This window comes from Undibacterium sp. JH2W (genome assembly GCF_049340425.1).
Classification (GTDB): Bacteria; Pseudomonadota; Gammaproteobacteria; order Burkholderiales; family Burkholderiaceae_D; genus Undibacterium.
This window is the reverse complement of sequence record NZ_JBMPOT010000013.1, coordinates 50,253-65,191: the sequence shown is the minus strand read 5'-3', so window position 1 is coordinate 65,191 and position 14,939 is coordinate 50,253. Positions and strand designations below refer to the sequence as shown.

The following is a 14,939-nucleotide window of genomic DNA, read 5'->3' as shown; positions in this document are numbered from 1 at the left end:
GCCCAGCATTTGCGGGGCGGCTTCCAGTTTAACAGCTTATCGCAATGGACATGCCTGCGACGTATCAAACTTGATTACATTTGTTGGATACCGGCCAATACCCAACCACCCTGGCCATTCACAGGCTTGGACAAGTTCCAGACTTCGTTGAAGGCTTCTGCCGGTGCATTGGCTGCTTCCTTGATCATGCCTGTGAACTTGATGCTGGCCAGATGGTCAGCGCCTACAGTTTCCACACCCAGCAAATCTGCATTCAAAGTCACCACATCAGTGACATTGGCTGATGCACCACGTTCCTGGATTTGCAATTTCAGTTCAGCATACATTTCTGCCGACGTGAATTCACGCAGGTCATTGATATCTGCCTTATCCCAAGCCGCTTGCAGGCGGATGAAATAGCTTTTTGCATTGCGCAGGAAGCCTGGCACATCAAAGTCAGCCGGAATAGTCCAGGTGGGATTGACGTCCGCATTGCTGCCTGTAGATACCGGCGCATTGCTTTGGAAAGCCATGGGTTGCGGTGTTACAGGTGGAACACCAGCAAAGGCTGGCTGATTAAAACTATTGCCCGTGTTTTGACCATTCTTGTTACGGAACAGACGTATCACAAAGAAAATCGCAAAGCCGATCAGGGCAAAGGTCAGCAAACTACCCAGCATGCTGGCAGCAGCGCCACCCAGGCCAAAATGCGACAAGGCTGCGCCCAGCAAGGCACCACCGATCAAACCGCCTGCGATACCCTTCCATGGGATGCCTGGTTTAGGAGGGGCTACTGCAGGTGCCCCAACTGCAGGCGCAGGCGCCGCTGCTGGCTTGGCAGCATTAGCTGGTGATGGCGGCGTAGCCTGGCGTGACACATTATTGGATTGACGACCTATAGAGCCGCCACCACCCAGACGCTTGGCTTCTGCGTCAGAGACTGTCATTGCCATCGTACTTGCTACGACCAGCATGGCGATCAGAAACTTTTTCATCATTCGACTCCTGTTTGTTTCAAGGTTTTACTACTTCAAACTACTTTTTTCAGACTTTTAACTTCGCAACTTCGCTTACAACTTAATACCGGTGTGTAAAGCGGCCACACCTGCCGTCAAATTAAAATATTGCACGCTGTCCAGCCCTGCTGCTTCCATCATCGTTTTCAGGGTTTCCTGATCAGGATGCATGCGTATCGATTCAGCCAGGTACTTATAGCTGTCAGCATCGCCAGCTATCTTTTGTCCCATCCAGGGCAAGACCTTGAAAGAATACAGGTCATAAGGTTTTTGCAAAATTTCTGGTACCTTGGAAAATTCCAGCACCAGCAATTTGCCACCTGGTTTCAACACACGCTGCATTTCTGCCAGTGCCTGATCCTTGTGCGTCATATTGCGCAAACCAAATGCCACGCTCACTCTGTCAAAGTAATTATCCTGGAAGGGTAATTTTTCTGCGTCGCATAACAAGGTGGGGGTGATCAAGCCCTTATTCAAGAGGCGGTCACGGCCTACCCTGAGCATGGATTCATTAATATCGGTATGCCAGACTTCACCGGTCTTGCCCGCCTGACGTGCAAATTCCTTGGTCAGATCACCCGTACCACCGGCAATATCGAGCACCTTGAAGCCAGGGCGCACACCCGCCTGGGCGACCGTAAAAATCTTCCATACCCTGTGCAAGCCAGCCGACATCATGTCATTCATGACATCATATTTGGCGGCGACAGAATGAAAGACCTCAGCGACCTTATGGACCTTCTGATCTTCTTCTACGGTGGTATAACCAAAATGGGTGGTATTGCTCATGGTATCTGCCCTGTTTTCTTCAAGAATGCTGAATTATCACGGTTTTCTGGCGGCTATAGAAATTTCCGCTGCCTGACATTCAGCTTCTTATGTAACGGATTGTATCTCAACCGCTGCAAGTTTCTGCACACTATGTAAAAAAATCAGTTTTCTCCTGTCAGCGCCCTGACCACAGCTTGCTGCCATTGCGCTGCATTCCTGGTATTCCAGACCAGGTGGACTTCTTCCATGCACTGGAAACCGCAGTCAGTCACTTCAAGCCGCACCAGGCCGGCATCGTCAAGGGCAAAATCAGGCAGATAGGCCAGCGCCTTGCCCGACCTGACCATGGCCAGCAGCAATTGCAAATCATCTATCCAGTACGCTATGCGGCGCGGGAACTGGTCATCGCGCCAGCCATCAGAATGCTTGCCACGTTGCTTGCCGCAAAACAAGGAGCGCACCGGGCTGACAAAATCATGGGCCAGCACCTGGGCACTGGTGAAATTCAAACTGGTGAAATTCAAGTCTGATTTGCTGGCAGCGTCCACCAGCAAGGGATGCTGCTGCCCGGCCAGCAATTGCAGCTTTAACATACCCAGCGAGGCACTGGCCCAGTCTGCCGACCAATGCGCCGTGCGGCCATGCAAGACTTCGCTGGTGACCAGGGCATGGCTTGCCTCGCCCCTGGCCAGGGCTGCCAGGGCATCTTCTTCATACATACTCAGCAAATGCATGTCTGCCGCCGGGTAAGCTGCCATGGCTTGCGCCAGTTGTTCTGCATGCCGCCACAGCAATATGGCCGGGCCAGCCACGCGGCAACTGATGCTGGCATCATCACCACGTACATCAGCCTTGGCCTGGTCAGCCATGGACAACATATTGCGGGCAAAGTCCAGCATGCGCTGGCCGCTGGCATTCAGGCTGAGTTGCTTGGCAGAACGGTCAAACAAAACCGTATCAATGTCGCCCTCCAGCCTGCGCAAGGCTTTGGAAATGGCGGAAGGCGTCAGGTGCAACTCCAGCGCCGCTGCCCCCAGCGATGGCTGCCTTGCTACGCAGGCAAAAATTTTGAGGTCCATGAGGTTCATCTTGCTTAAGTTTCTCGCTTAAATTTCCAATTTGGACATTAAAAGTGAATTTATATTGCTTTACGAGACATTTTATCAGACCTAAGATGTAAGCATCTACTTCCCTCATTGACTTCTATCTCAAATCTCATCATGACCAATACTGAAAATGTCGTACACCAGCAATGGATATACAGCCGCCATCCCACGGGCATAGTCAGCAACGAGCACTACGAATTGCGCAGCCAGCCTCTGGATACCTCGCTGGATCGCGACGAGGTCTTGATAGCCGCCCGCTATATCAGCGTAGACCCTTACATGCGTATCAACCAGTCATCCAAGCCTACCTATAACCCGGAACCACACCCGCTCAATACCGTGCAGGCCGCAGGCGTAGTTGGCCAGGTGCTGACATCGAATGCCGCCAGCCTGAAGGCAGGTGACTGGGTATTTGGCATGACGGGCTGGCAAAGCCATGCGCGCGTGCATGTCAGCGCACTGACCAGGATAGACCCGGCCATTGCCCCCGTGTCCACAGCATTGGGCGTACTCGGCATGCCAGGTCGAACGGCCTGGTTTGGCCTGACCGAGGCAGGCAAGCCACATGCAGGCGAAGTCGTCGTGGCATCTGGCGCAGCAGGGGCTGTTGGTTCACTGGTCGTGCAATTCGCCAAGCGCCACGGCGCAAAAGTATTGGGCATCGCCGGTGGCGCAGAAAAATGCGCATGGCTGAAAGACAAGCTGGGCGCTGACTGGGCACTGGATTATAAAACCTTCAGCAACGACGAAACACTGAGCCAGGAGATACTCAAGCTCACAGGCGGTGTCGATGTGTATTTCGATAATGTAGGCGGCATGGTCACCGACGCCATCCTCCCCATCATCAAACGCCGCGCCCGTATCATCATCTGCGGCCAGATCAGCCAGTACAACGGCGGCCTGGACGTAGCAGAAATGGGCCCGCGCCTGCTGCAACACATGCTCTACCAGCGCGCCACCATACAAGGCATACTGGCGCGCGATTACCTGCACCGCATGGATGAAATGCTGGCCATCGTCTCGCCCTGGGTCAAGGCGGGTGAACTGGTATTTGAAGAAACGGTTATCGACGGCTTTGAACAATTGCCATCTGCCCTGAATTCCTTGTTCACCGGTGAGCATCGCGGCAAATTGCTGGTGAAGGTGTGAAGCTATGAGACGCTTTTTATCCTTATTCCTGCTCAGCTTTTGCTTCATCTTCAACGCCCACGCTGAAAAAAAACACGGCCCCACCTGGGGCGTGCACGGCATGCTTTTGTTTGGCAACAGCGAAGGCATGTATGTCTCGCACCTGCCCATGTTCCATACACCGCATGATTACCAGGTCGTCTTGCAAATACGCTGCCTGGATCAAAAGCTCGATGCGGCAATCAAAGCCAGGCTGGAACAAAAACTGGTCTTGTGGACCATGGAACCAGAACAATTCGAGATCGCCAGACTGGCTGCAGACAGCAAGACGCCGCTGAAACAATTCAAGGCCAATATCGTGCTTGGGCATTTTGAACAGGGTGGCAAAACCGAATACAAGGATGTTCCGGTAGTCGTAGAAAAAACCCTGATCTTCCGCCAGTTGTCGCCGCAAATGCGTAACAACAATCAGGCTGTGTATCATCAGATAGGTAGTGGCACGCAACGTTTCCTGTTGAAGGAAATTGACAGCAGGCCTGACTTTGATCATGTGCTGGCGATCAGTGTGCCTGCGGCTGCGGCGATGGCTGATGTCGTAGTGAAGAAAGCGGGATTGCAGGCTGCGACAGATGCGGAGTTTTTGCAGGTCTTGCAAGGCAAGGTGGATAAACGGGCTGGTGTGAAGGGGACGATTTATCTTGATAAGGCGGATTTGGAGTAAACTGACAAGCTGGACACGCATCACTCACCAGCACACATATTAGCGTCGGTTTTGAAGTTGGGTTTGACTTTGGGGTTGCTTTTGAATTTTGCAGTTCCTATGTGTCGACGCCTTTGTTGCAAGGCAGAAAATGGAAAAAGAAAGGCCGCTGTCTGAGGTGTAGCAGGGGTTTCGGACAGCATGCTGTCCGCCTGCGTAACGGCAATCGCTTGCAAGCGATTGTGCGCCCTGCAAGGGAAGCGAGTTTTCGGACTTTCCCATTTTTTGACTTGCAGCAAAGGCCCCCCCCTTCAGGGGGATGTTGGCAGGGTTTCGCAAAGCATGCTTTGCGCTGACAACATCTAAGCCGCTTGCAAGCGGCGCAGTGGAATCGACGCCTGGGTCGCCTTTTTGGCGAAGCAAAAAGGTATGTAGCCGCCGGTCTACCACCGGCCTGCAATCTTAAATAACGTATGCAGGCAATTAAAAAACGAACTCAGAAATATCGTTTCGTTTTTTAGGAATACGTTGATCGGAGGCTGAGTGTTGGGCTGGTGAAGCGTAGCCCAACCTACGAATTTTCCCCGGCGTGCAATCGTAAATTAACGAATGCAATCATCATAAAATCAGCTCACAAAATCTCACGATTCTGATATTAATAAACTACACGACATACTGCGAACGCCGCTAGATTCCAGCTAAAAGCACGCTGGAATGACGTTAATGTGTGTACGGCTTATCAAAAGATCGCGGTGCTGGTCTACACCTGAGACGTGAAATCTGAGAATTGAGATCTGAGATCGACGCTCACTCAATGCTTAGTCCCACAACTCCCACCACCCTTCACCGGCATGGGTGCATCCCGCCCCGTCTCCCCCGCAAACCCCGCCGCCTGCAATTTCTCCAGATATTCCTGCCAGACCTGAGTCTGGTTTTCACCCAGCCAATACAGGTAATCCCAGGTAAATATCCCCGAGCTATGCTGGTCAGAGAAGATAGGCTTGATCGCATAATTACCAACTGGCTCTATGCCAACAATGCCAACATCACGCTTACCAGTTTGCAGCGTTTCCTGCCCAGGTCCATGACCACGCACTTCGGCAGAAGGTGAAGACACACGCAGTAATTCAAACGGCAAAGAAAATTCCTTGCCATCATCAAAAGCGACTTCAAGCACCCGCGATTGTGTGCGTGCGTTCAGGGAAGTGGGTTGTGGGTTGCCTATGCTCATGATGCGAAATTCGAAATAATGGTTTGCCTTAATTGCGGCAACAAGTTGCGACGTGTGTCCAGTGCAGCCTGATCAGTCGCATCGCTGCGCGTAGCCGCCCAGATGGGGTTAGGGAAATGCGCATCATCGGTATAACGCGGTATCAAATGCCAGTGCAGATGTGGCACCATATTACCGAGGCTGGCGACATTCATTTTATGCGGCTGCATGACAGCACGTATGGCCGCTTCCAGTTTCCAGACAGCTTGCATGAACACCGTCCTGTCTGCATCAGATAAATCCGTCATTTCTTTGACATGCGCATTCCAGATGACGCGGCAAAAGCCGGGGTAATTTGCATCATCGACGAGGATGACGCGTAACTGATCTGTGCTGACGAGGATATCGCCAGCACTGGCATCACATAATTCACAAACGACCGTCATTACACCAGCACCCTTTCTATACCACCGTTATTGGCTTTGGCGACATATTCCGGCATCCAGTTTGGCCCCAGGATATGCTTGGCCATTTCGACGACGATGTAGTCGGCAGTCGTGCCTGAATCTTCATCGTAACGCGTCAAACCTTGCAAACAGGCCGGGCAGGATGTCAGGATTTTGACGTCGCCGGTAAAGCCATCGGCGCGCAGTTTGTCTGCGCCCTTGTTCATTTCTTCTTCTTTGCGGAAGCGTATCTGGGTAGAGATATCAGGACGCGATACTGCCAGCGTACCAGCTTCACCACAGCAGCGATCATTCTTTTCTATCTTGACTGCATCGACCGTAGTAATCAGTGCATTGACCGTTTTTAAAGGGTCTTGCAATTTCATCGGTGTATGGCAAGGGTCGTGATACATATAACGCGTGCCATTCACTGCCGCCAGTTTGACATCTTTTTCCAGCAAAAATTCATGGATGTCGATGATGCGGCAGCCAGGGAAGATCTTGTCGAATTCATAGCCCTGTATCTGGTCATAACAGGTGCCACAAGAAACCACGACGGTCTTGATATCCAGATAATTGAGCGTGTTTGCCATGCGGTGGAACAGTACGCGGTTATCGGTAATCATCTTCTCGGCCTTGTCGAACTGGCCGGCACTGCGTTGCGGGTAACCGCAGCACAGGTAACCAGGTGGCAGCACGGTTTGCACGCCTACATTCCACAGCATCGCCTGGGTTGCCAGGCCAACTTGCGAGAACAGCCTTTCTGAACCGCAGCCGGGGAAGTAAAACACGGCTTCAGTATCTGCTGTCGTGGTTTGCGGGTTGCGGATGATGGGTACCATCTTGTCATCTTCAATATCCAGCAAGGCGCGCGCCGTTTTCTTGGGCAGGTTGCCTGGCATTTTCTTGTTGATGAAGTGGATCACCTGCTCGCGTATGACAGGCTTGCCCAGGCTGGCTGGTGGTGCCTTGGTCTGTTTCTTGGCGAGCTTTTTCAATACGGTATTACCGAGGCGTTGTGCCGCCACACCCCAGCCAAATATCACCTGGCGGGCTGCCTTGATGGTGGCCGGGTCTTTGGCGTTCAAGAAGAACATGGCTGATGCGGTGCCGGGGTTGAATGACTTCTTGTCCATCTTGCGCAAGAGATTGCGCATATTCATCGACACATCACCAAAGTCGATATCGACCGGACAGGGCGTTACGCATTTGTGGCAAACCGTGCAGTGGTCAGCCACATCTTCAAACTCTTCCCAGTGCTTGATGGAGATACCACGGCGTGTCTGCTCTTCATACAAGAAGGCTTCAACCAGCAGCGAGGTCGCAAGGATTTTATTACGCGGCGAATACAGCAAATTCGCGCGTGGCACATGGGTGGCGCAGACAGGCTTACACTTGCCGCAACGCAGGCAATCCTTGACGCTATTGGCGATTGCTCCAATATCGCTTTGCTGCATGATCAGCGACTCATGCCCCATCAGGCCAAAGGATGGTGTGTAGGCATTGCGCAAGTCGGCAGCAAAATCTGGCAGGTTCAGCAGCTTGCCCTTGTTAAAGCGGCCTTCTGGATCGATGCGCAATTTATATGAGCGGAAATCCTTGATTTCATCTTCAGTCAAAAATTCCAGCTTGGTGATACCTATGCCATGCTCGCCAGAGATAACGCCATTCAATGAACGGGCCAATACCATGATGCGGGCAACGGCATGATGTGCCACTTGCAGCATTTCATAATCATCAGAATTGACAGGCAAGTTGGTATGCACATTGCCATCACCGGCATGCATATGCAGGGCCACAAAGACGCGGCTGCGCAAGACTTTTTTATGCACGGCCACGCATTCATCGAGTATCAGCTTGAAGGAAGAGCCGCTGAAAATCTGGCGCAGTTGCGCACGAATTTCTGTCTTCCAGGATACCCGCACTGTCCTGTCCTGGACGATGGAAAATACCGTCACATCAGGCTGTGATTTTAATCTATCTTCAAAGACAAATTCCAGCTTGTCCAGGCCCAGTTCCAGCAATTCTGCCTTGGCTGCACTGAGTGGCTTGTCGAGATTATTCAGCAGATAAGTCCAGCGTGCTTCTGCTGCCTGCAAGAGTACATTGGCTTCATTGACGCGGTCTTCCAGCAATTCAGATGCGGGAATATCATCACCGGCGGCATCTTCACTCTTACCCAGCGGCAGATTGCGCCTGGCAAAAAATCCTTTCAAGCCATCGAGCAAGGCCAGCTTGTTTTGTATCGATAATTCTATGTTGATGCGCTCTATGCCATCGGTGTATTCACCCATGCGGTTCAGCGGTATCACCACGTCTTCATTGATCTTGAAGGCATTGGTGTGCTTGGAAATCGCTGCTGTCTTGGCGCGGTCCAGCCAGAATTTCTTGCGTGCCTCAGGGCTGACGGCCACAAAGCCTTCGCCGACGCGGGTATTGGCAATGCGTATGACTTCAGACGCAGCCTGGGCCACGGCGTTTTCATCATCGCCGACGATATCGCCGAACAAGGCCATCTTGGGCAAGACGCCACGCTTGGATTTGGTCGTATAACCGACGGCGCGCAGATAGCGTTCATCCAGATGTTCGAGACCTGCCAATATCGCACCGCCCTTGCGGGTTTCGTTATCGAGGTAATCCTTGATTTCAACAATGCTCGGTATCGCATCCCGTGCCTGGCCAAAAAATTCCAGGCAGACGGTGCGGGCAAACTTGGGCATCTTGTGCAAGATCCAGCGTGCCGAGGTGATCAGACCATCGCAACCTTCTTTTTGCACACCTGGCAAGCCCGCGAGGAACTTGTCGGTCACGTCCTTGCCCAGGCCTTCTTTGCGGAAGACGCGGCCCTTGATATCGAGTTGTTCAGTTTTGAAGGGCTGCTTCTCGCCGGGATGTGTCCATTCGAGCTTGAATTTGGCCACTTCCACATCATGGATTTTGCCGAGATTATGTTCAAGCCTTGTTACTTCCAGCCAGTCACCATTAGGGTCCACCATGCGCCATGAAGCCAGGTTGTCGAGCGCTGTGCCCCACAATACTGCCTTCTTGCCGCCTGCATTCATGGCGACATTGCCGCCTATGCATGAGGCTTCGGCCGAGGTTGGGTCTACGGCAAATACAAAACCGGCTTTTTCAGCGGCATCCGAGACGCGCTTGGTGACCACACCAGCACCGGAATAGATAACCGCATAATCGCGGTCCACGCCCGGCAGGCGTGTCATTTCGACTTCGCCCAGTTGTTCGAGTTTTTCTGTATTGATGACAGCCGACAAAGGCGTCAGCGGAATAGCGCCGCCGGTATAACCCGTGCCGCCGCCACGCGGGATGATGGTCAGGCCCAGTTCTATACAGCTTTTGACGAGGCCAGCCATTTCATCTTCGGTGTCGGGCGTCAGCACCACGAAGGGATATTCAACGCGCCAGTCAGTTGCATCAGTGACATGCGATACACGGCTCAGGCCATCGAACTTGATATTGTCTTTTGCAGTGAAGCGCGCCAGCAGCTTGTTGGCTTTCTTGCGCAAATCATAAGTGTCGCGAAAATCCTTGGAAAAGGCTGCCACCGCCTTGCGGGCGGCCTGCACCAGCGTCTCTACACTATTGCTGCGCTCTGCATCGTCGTCATTGGCTGTGCTGAGACGGCGCTTTTCAACTTCAGCCAGCCTGTGGTTCAGCGCATCAATCAAATCCTGGCGACGGCGCGGGTTATCCAGCATATCGTCTTGCAGATAGGGATTGCGCTGCACGACCCAGATATCACCCAGCACTTCATACAGCATGCGCGCAGATCGCCCGGTCTGGCGTTTGCCGCGCAATTGATCGAGCAATTGCCATGCATCTTCACCTAACAGGCGGATGACGATTTCACGGTCAGAGAACGACGTATAGTTATAGGGGATTTCCCGCACGCGGGTCGGTGTTGCGCCTTGGGGTGCATCTGCGAGCAAGGCCTGTATCTGGGCTGGAGCATTCATCAGTGACGTGGTTGGACGGATATATAAAAGTCCATTCTAGCGTATTGCGATGCACAACGCGCCAACAGCCTTGAAGTTTATATGGAAATGAATGGTCTTTGTAGCAATTTTCCGAATGGAATTTGGAAAAAGTCGTCAGAAATGATGCAAAAGTGGTTAAGCTTGCAAATTCATCGCAATTGCGGCTGCACAAATGTTGGGCAGGGAATTTGATTTACATCGTTTGGTTTGTCGTATTTTACACCTGACTGAAGAGCAGGCAGTGGTCGTTTGACACAAAATAAAAAAGATGAAACTTAAGCCAGCACTTCCAATCCTTTGCGATCATTCAAAACATCAGCGCAATTTGCCAAGTCTGATAAAAAAACCTCGTGGAACAGACAAATCCCAGATTTTTGCAAATGAAATATTTTGTTACAATGCTGCCATTATCTGCAATTGAAATAACGAATCGTCAACATTCTTAAGCCAAGAAATCACTGATCACGAACAATATGAAACTAACACATGCAACAAGCCTTTCTCTGGCTCTTCTTTTATCTGCCTGTGGTGGTGGAAGTGGCGGTAACAGTCCTGCAAACAATACCGCCGTTGTTAACAATGGGACTGGTACCGGAAATAATACAGGTACTAATACGGGTACGGTAACGGCCTATGGCTGCACAAACAAGTTTGGAACAACCTGGACAGAAATTGATGCAGCAAAGAACGTACCCTATTTCAGTATCGTTGTGTATGGCAATGGCTTGTTTTTAGGCATGGGTTATGGAGATACCCTGGCAAGCACAGATGGTGAAAATTGGAGCAAGGTAAGCAACTCCTCCATCAACAGTCCGAACATCGCCTATGGTGGTGGGAAGTTTGTCAAAGTTGGCAAAGCAGGATTCAATTTCACCAATTTGATTGCCTCCATCACCAGTGATGGCGTGAAATGGGAAGACATATTGATCTCAGATGGTAACGACAAGTCTGCACAGGCCATACCAGTTTTTGAACCTGTAGATATTACTTACGGTAATGGCAGGTTCGTAGTAGTCGGCGGAAACGGTAATATCATCTGGAGTGCAGATGGCAAGAACTGGAATATAGCAACCAGTCTGACTAACACCAAAGTAATAGGATCAGTATGGGTCGCCTTTGCCAATGGCAAATTCTTTACTTACGGCACTGTAAGTAAAAATCAGCTCAGTGTCAGCAGCGACGGTAATACCTGGCAAACACAAGTAATCACCAGTGATGAAGGGTTTCCTACCGATATCATCACCGGGATGCAATATGTCAACGGCAAGTATGTAGCGATAGACAGCAAAGGTGTGATTGCTTATAGCACTGATAGCATTAGCTGGAAAATCGGATACAGGGGCCGAGGTAGTACTCCTGCGCGTGGCAACCAAATGGTCGCAGGTGGCGGCCAAGTCATGGCCGTTGATTATGCAAGCGCTTTTGTAGCCGATGACCACGCTGTCGTCTACAGTTGCGATGGTGTGCATTGGGACAAAATCGCAGCACCGCATGCCAACGTCACCTACATGATTGCCATTGGAGACAATGTAGCGGTGCGGTCTTCAGGCAAGATGGCATTTTCCAGACGCTGATCAGAACAGACTGAAGAAAATAAGAGGCTGACTAAAATTACTCTGGATTTCCGCAATTAGGAAAGCTGCTTGTTATCAAGGGTATCTGCGGAAGGCTGTACGCAACCTTCCGCAGTTTCAATACAGTTAACCCAGCAAAGCAGGCGCAGTTTTGCCGTATTTCAGTGTAGTCTCTACTGGCAACCAGTTACCCGTGGATTCCTGACGGCCTTGCAGCAAAAAGCGTGGATGCGCTTCTTTGACTGTGTCGGCAGCGGCTTTGGACAATTCGCCGATCTTGCCTTTTTTGAGGCGGTTCACGACCAGGCCGATTTCTGTTTCCGGGAAATCGCGCAGCATGTCGTAGTCACCATCGCTGTCGCCAGCAACAAATACCGGGCCGTAGCCTTTTTTGGCGACCAGTTCGCGTTTGATGACGACGGTCTTGCCTGGGCCCCAGTTCAAAGGCCAGTCTTTGCGGTAGGCGTTTTTGTAGACATCACCGTTTTGTTCCAGGCGCAGGCCCAGGACGTTTTCACGCTGTACGTGGTAGCCATATTTTGGATTGGTCGCGAATACGGCAACCACATCTTCCAGCGAAGCGGTGCTGACATACACGTCGAAACCGTTTTGACGGAAAGTGTTCATCAATGTTGCCACTTCTGTACACAGGCGTATGCCGTGGAAATGGGCTGTGGTGATGACACCGGCCACACCAGGCAGGGATGTAGGGCTGGTGTACTTGGTCTTGGTCAGGCTCATGCCCAGGTTGGCGTCATTGGATGCTTCTGCCAGGGCGCTGACCTCGGCAACTGTCATATTGGCGAAGAAGTAGATGACCCATGGGTAACCGACATTCACACCATGCGTGTCATTGACGGCTTCATACAAGAAGTAGAGCTTGGCGCGGAAGTCCTGGAACTGTGCTGTCTCCATGATTTCTTCCAGGCTGCGGCTACCAGCCATGCCTTTGTAGTTGGCGTGCAGGTAAGCATAGTCGCTGTCCAGATCAGTACAGATGCTTTCCAGGTCGAGCTGCTTGCCAGCGGCATTTTTGTAGTCTGCAGTAAAGTTGCCAGCCGGTACGTTTTGACGGATGGTGGCAGAGAATTCTGTCGGGTTCAGTTTGAATGCCAAATGGTTGATCTGGTACATCAACAGCGCTTCTTCGCAATCATTCATGATACTGGTATTGTCCCAGTCAAACACGGCATAAGGCTTGCGCTTGGCAGAATAGTTTTTGCTGGCGCTGCCATGGTTGGCGATCAGGGATGTAACCAACTCACGGTTACGCGGTGACCATTTTGCAGCATCCAGGTAAACATTGGCGGCAGCGGCTGCTGGTTTGGCCAGTGCTGGCGCGGCCAGAGTGGCACCTGCTGCAGTAGCGACCAGGCCTTGCAAAAATCCACGGCGTGGCTGTTTGTTTGTTGATTTGCTATCTTGCATTTGATTTCCTTGTAATGCGCATGCCTGAGCCGCATGCTGGGGCGGGTATTTTGATGACTTGTAATGCTAAAAATATAAAGGCATATTTATGCTTCAAGGCAAGTATTATAGTCAAACATTATGACATGCCTGTAAACAGAAACATTTTTAGACAAAAAAATCTAAGTCTTGCCAAATTGGATCGGGTATTACAGTTCTACACCATCATGAACTGAATGCAAATGACATAAATGCACTTCTGAAGGGGCAAACAGACGTATGGGTAAATCGCTCATGCCTATGCCACGGCTGGTCAACAATAAGCGCTGGCCAGGCAAGGGGAACAAGCCCTGGGCATAGCGCCTCTCACCCGAACCAGGCGGCAGCACCAGGGGCATGCCGCCTGGGGTGGCAATTTGGCCGCCATGGGTGTGGCCGCAAAAGGCGATGGCAAAATCATGCTGGGCGACATGCCTGAGGCCCAGCGGAGAATGCATGAGTAGCAGGCGCACCTCCCCTGCCCCGGCAAAAGTCTGCTCTGCATCTGGCATGCCTACCCCTGGTTCGTCCATACCGCAAATGGAAATTACCTCGAAAGACGCAGGCAAACGCCGGTTTTGATTGACCAGGACTTGCACGCCGGCATCTTGCAGGCAATTGGCAATGTGCTCATCATCAAGCCACAAATCATGATTGCCCATGACGGCAAACTTGGGAGTAGCAGGATCAAGCAAACCCAGTGGCCCGGCTAGATGCTGCATATGCCTGGCATGCAGGGAGACATAGTCACCACCAAACAAGATGACATCCGGCTCAAAAGCAGCTATCGCGGCAAAGGCTTGTTCGATAAGGCGGTGATCGGTCAGCGGACCAGCATGCAAGTCAGAAATGAAGGCCAGTTTGCATGTAAAGCCCTTGGGTACAGGCAGATAAAAGTCGCGCCTGTCCAGATGGAGCTGGCCTTGCAGCCCCAGGGCATAGGCTATGCGGGCTGCCCAGTTTTCTTGATAGAAAGCGGCTTCCATAGCCTCGCCAGCTTGCCGCCACCAGCCGTAATACTTGCCTCTACCCATGCTCAATTCAATCTCATCAAGCCAGGAAGCCAGCCAGTTTGGCCCAAAAACTGTCTGGCACTTTCAATAGTAACCAGCTCATGATGATGTAGCGCAGGCACTTGCCCACGGCCATATAAAACACGCTGGGCCAGAAAGGCATGCGCAGCCATCCTGCCAGGGTACAGATGGGGTCACCTATGCCAGGCAGCCATGCCAGTAGCATGGTCTTGGCACCAAAATGCTGTAACCAGCGATACCAGTAGCTCTCGCGCTCACGGTCAAATGCCTGCTTGGCAGCATAGCCCATGCCATAGTCGACCACCCCACCCAGAGTATTGCCTATGGTGGCGACGACAATGACTTGCCAGAAAATGGCCGGGTTACTCTTGATAACGGCAAAAACCGCTGGCTCCGAGCCCAGGGGCAGCAAGGTGGCGGAAATAAAACTGATAATAAAAACAGAACTGAGACCAATTTCAGGCAGGGCCAGCACGCTTAATAACCAATGAACTGCAGCTTCTATCATCGTGGTTTGATATGTCGGTAAAAGGC

General features: G+C 51.7%; 12 protein-coding genes. 3 read left to right on the top strand and 9 right to left on the bottom strand.

Annotation, left to right across the window (positions count from 1 at the left end; all coding sequences use genetic code 11):
- Positions 1–74 precede the first annotated feature (74 nt).
- The 3 genes from ACO0LC_RS19820 to ACO0LC_RS19810 form a co-directional block, all read right to left on the bottom strand.
- Entirely contained in the window at positions 75–974 is a 900-nt protein-coding gene (locus ACO0LC_RS19820) for a Tim44 domain-containing protein (RefSeq protein WP_423006263.1), read from the bottom strand.
- 75 nt (positions 975–1,049) lie between these two features.
- A complete protein-coding gene (ubiE, locus tag ACO0LC_RS19815) occupies positions 1,050–1,784 on the bottom strand; it encodes a bifunctional demethylmenaquinone methyltransferase/2-methoxy-6-polyprenyl-1,4-benzoquinol methylase UbiE (RefSeq protein ID WP_423006261.1) in 735 nt (244 codons plus the stop codon).
- A 143-nt stretch (positions 1,785–1,927) separates the two neighbouring features.
- A complete protein-coding gene (locus ACO0LC_RS19810) occupies positions 1,928–2,845 on the bottom strand; it encodes a LysR family transcriptional regulator (RefSeq protein ID WP_423006259.1) in 918 nt (305 codons plus the stop codon).
- 141 nt (positions 2,846–2,986) lie between these two features.
- Between ACO0LC_RS19810 and ACO0LC_RS19805 the strand changes: the two genes are divergently transcribed.
- Positions 2,987–4,021 carry an NADP-dependent oxidoreductase gene (locus ACO0LC_RS19805; protein ID WP_423006257.1) on the top strand — a complete coding sequence of 345 codons (1,035 nt, stop codon included), beginning with the start codon at positions 2,987–2,989 and terminating at the stop codon, positions 4,019–4,021.
- Positions 4,022–4,025: 4 nt separating this feature from the next.
- On the top strand, positions 4,026–4,721 hold the full coding sequence (locus ACO0LC_RS19800; protein WP_423006255.1) for a hypothetical protein: 696 nt from the start codon (positions 4,026–4,028) through the stop codon (positions 4,719–4,721).
- A gap of 790 nt (positions 4,722–5,511) precedes the next feature.
- On the opposite strand, the gene ACO0LC_RS19795 is transcribed toward ACO0LC_RS19800, so the two are convergent.
- Genes ACO0LC_RS19795 through ACO0LC_RS19785 form a run of 3 tightly spaced genes read right to left on the bottom strand, consistent with a single transcriptional unit; the run spans position 5,512 to position 10,330 of the window.
- A complete protein-coding gene (locus ACO0LC_RS19795) occupies positions 5,512–5,931 on the bottom strand; it encodes a gamma-butyrobetaine hydroxylase-like domain-containing protein (protein WP_423006253.1) in 420 nt (139 codons plus the stop codon).
- The gene (locus ACO0LC_RS19790; RefSeq protein ID WP_423006251.1) at positions 5,928–6,356 is read right to left on the bottom strand and encodes an HIT family protein; all 429 of its coding nucleotides are present in this window, start codon (positions 6,354–6,356) and stop codon (positions 5,928–5,930) included. Before ACO0LC_RS19790 ends, ACO0LC_RS19795 begins: the two co-directional genes overlap by 4 nt.
- Positions 6,356–10,330: a DUF3683 domain-containing protein gene (locus tag ACO0LC_RS19785; RefSeq protein WP_423006249.1), complete on the bottom strand. Its 3,975-nt coding sequence runs from the start codon at positions 10,328–10,330 to the stop codon at positions 6,356–6,358. Before ACO0LC_RS19785 ends, ACO0LC_RS19790 begins: the two co-directional genes overlap by 1 nt.
- A gap of 494 nt (positions 10,331–10,824) precedes the next feature.
- Between ACO0LC_RS19785 and ACO0LC_RS19780 the strand changes: the two genes are divergently transcribed.
- A complete protein-coding gene (locus ACO0LC_RS19780; protein WP_423006247.1) occupies positions 10,825–11,925 on the top strand; it encodes a hypothetical protein in 1,101 nt (366 codons plus the stop codon).
- A 126-nt stretch (positions 11,926–12,051) separates the two neighbouring features.
- On the opposite strand, the gene ACO0LC_RS19775 is transcribed toward ACO0LC_RS19780, so the two are convergent.
- The 3 genes from ACO0LC_RS19775 to ACO0LC_RS19765 form a co-directional block, all read right to left on the bottom strand.
- Positions 12,052–13,353, bottom strand: a complete 1,302-nt coding sequence (locus tag ACO0LC_RS19775) for an HAD family hydrolase (RefSeq protein WP_423006245.1) — start codon at positions 13,351–13,353, stop codon at positions 12,052–12,054.
- A gap of 188 nt (positions 13,354–13,541) precedes the next feature.
- On the bottom strand, positions 13,542–14,405 hold the full coding sequence (locus tag ACO0LC_RS19770) for a metallophosphoesterase (protein ID WP_423006243.1): 864 nt from the start codon (positions 14,403–14,405) through the stop codon (positions 13,542–13,544).
- 16 nt (positions 14,406–14,421) lie between these two features.
- Positions 14,422–14,913, bottom strand: a complete 492-nt coding sequence (locus ACO0LC_RS19765) for a YqaA family protein (protein ID WP_423006240.1) — start codon at positions 14,911–14,913, stop codon at positions 14,422–14,424.
- Between the last annotated feature and the right edge of the window lie 26 nt (positions 14,914–14,939).

What these genes read in the sequence shown, in the direction of transcription:
- ACO0LC_RS19820 (WP_423006263.1), bottom strand. Translation starts at nt 974, where the DNA reads ATGAAAAAGTTTCTGATCGCCATGCTGGTCGTAGCAAGTACGATGGCA.
- ACO0LC_RS19810 (WP_423006259.1), bottom strand. Translation starts at nt 2,845, where the DNA reads ATGGACCTCAAAATTTTTGCCTGCGTAGCAAGGCAGCCATCGCTGGGG.
- ACO0LC_RS19775 (WP_423006245.1), bottom strand. Translation starts at nt 13,353, where the DNA reads ATGCAAGATAGCAAATCAACAAACAAACAGCCACGCCGTGGATTTTTG.
- ACO0LC_RS19800 (WP_423006255.1), top strand. Translation starts at nt 4,026, where the DNA reads ATGAGACGCTTTTTATCCTTATTCCTGCTCAGCTTTTGCTTCATCTTC.
- ACO0LC_RS19770 (WP_423006243.1), bottom strand. Translation starts at nt 14,405, where the DNA reads ATGGGTAGAGGCAAGTATTACGGCTGGTGGCGGCAAGCTGGCGAGGCT.
- ACO0LC_RS19785 (WP_423006249.1), bottom strand. Translation starts at nt 10,330, where the DNA reads ATGAATGCTCCAGCCCAGATACAGGCCTTGCTCGCAGATGCACCCCAA.
- ACO0LC_RS19780 (WP_423006247.1), top strand. Translation starts at nt 10,825, where the DNA reads ATGAAACTAACACATGCAACAAGCCTTTCTCTGGCTCTTCTTTTATCT.
- ACO0LC_RS19795 (WP_423006253.1), bottom strand. Translation starts at nt 5,931, where the DNA reads ATGAGCATAGGCAACCCACAACCCACTTCCCTGAACGCACGCACACAA.
- ACO0LC_RS19790 (WP_423006251.1), bottom strand. Translation starts at nt 6,356, where the DNA reads ATGACGGTCGTTTGTGAATTATGTGATGCCAGTGCTGGCGATATCCTC.
- ubiE (WP_423006261.1), bottom strand. Translation starts at nt 1,784, where the DNA reads ATGAGCAATACCACCCATTTTGGTTATACCACCGTAGAAGAAGATCAG.
- ACO0LC_RS19805 (WP_423006257.1), top strand. Translation starts at nt 2,987, where the DNA reads ATGACCAATACTGAAAATGTCGTACACCAGCAATGGATATACAGCCGC.
- ACO0LC_RS19765 (WP_423006240.1), bottom strand. Translation starts at nt 14,913, where the DNA reads ATGATAGAAGCTGCAGTTCATTGGTTATTAAGCGTGCTGGCCCTGCCT.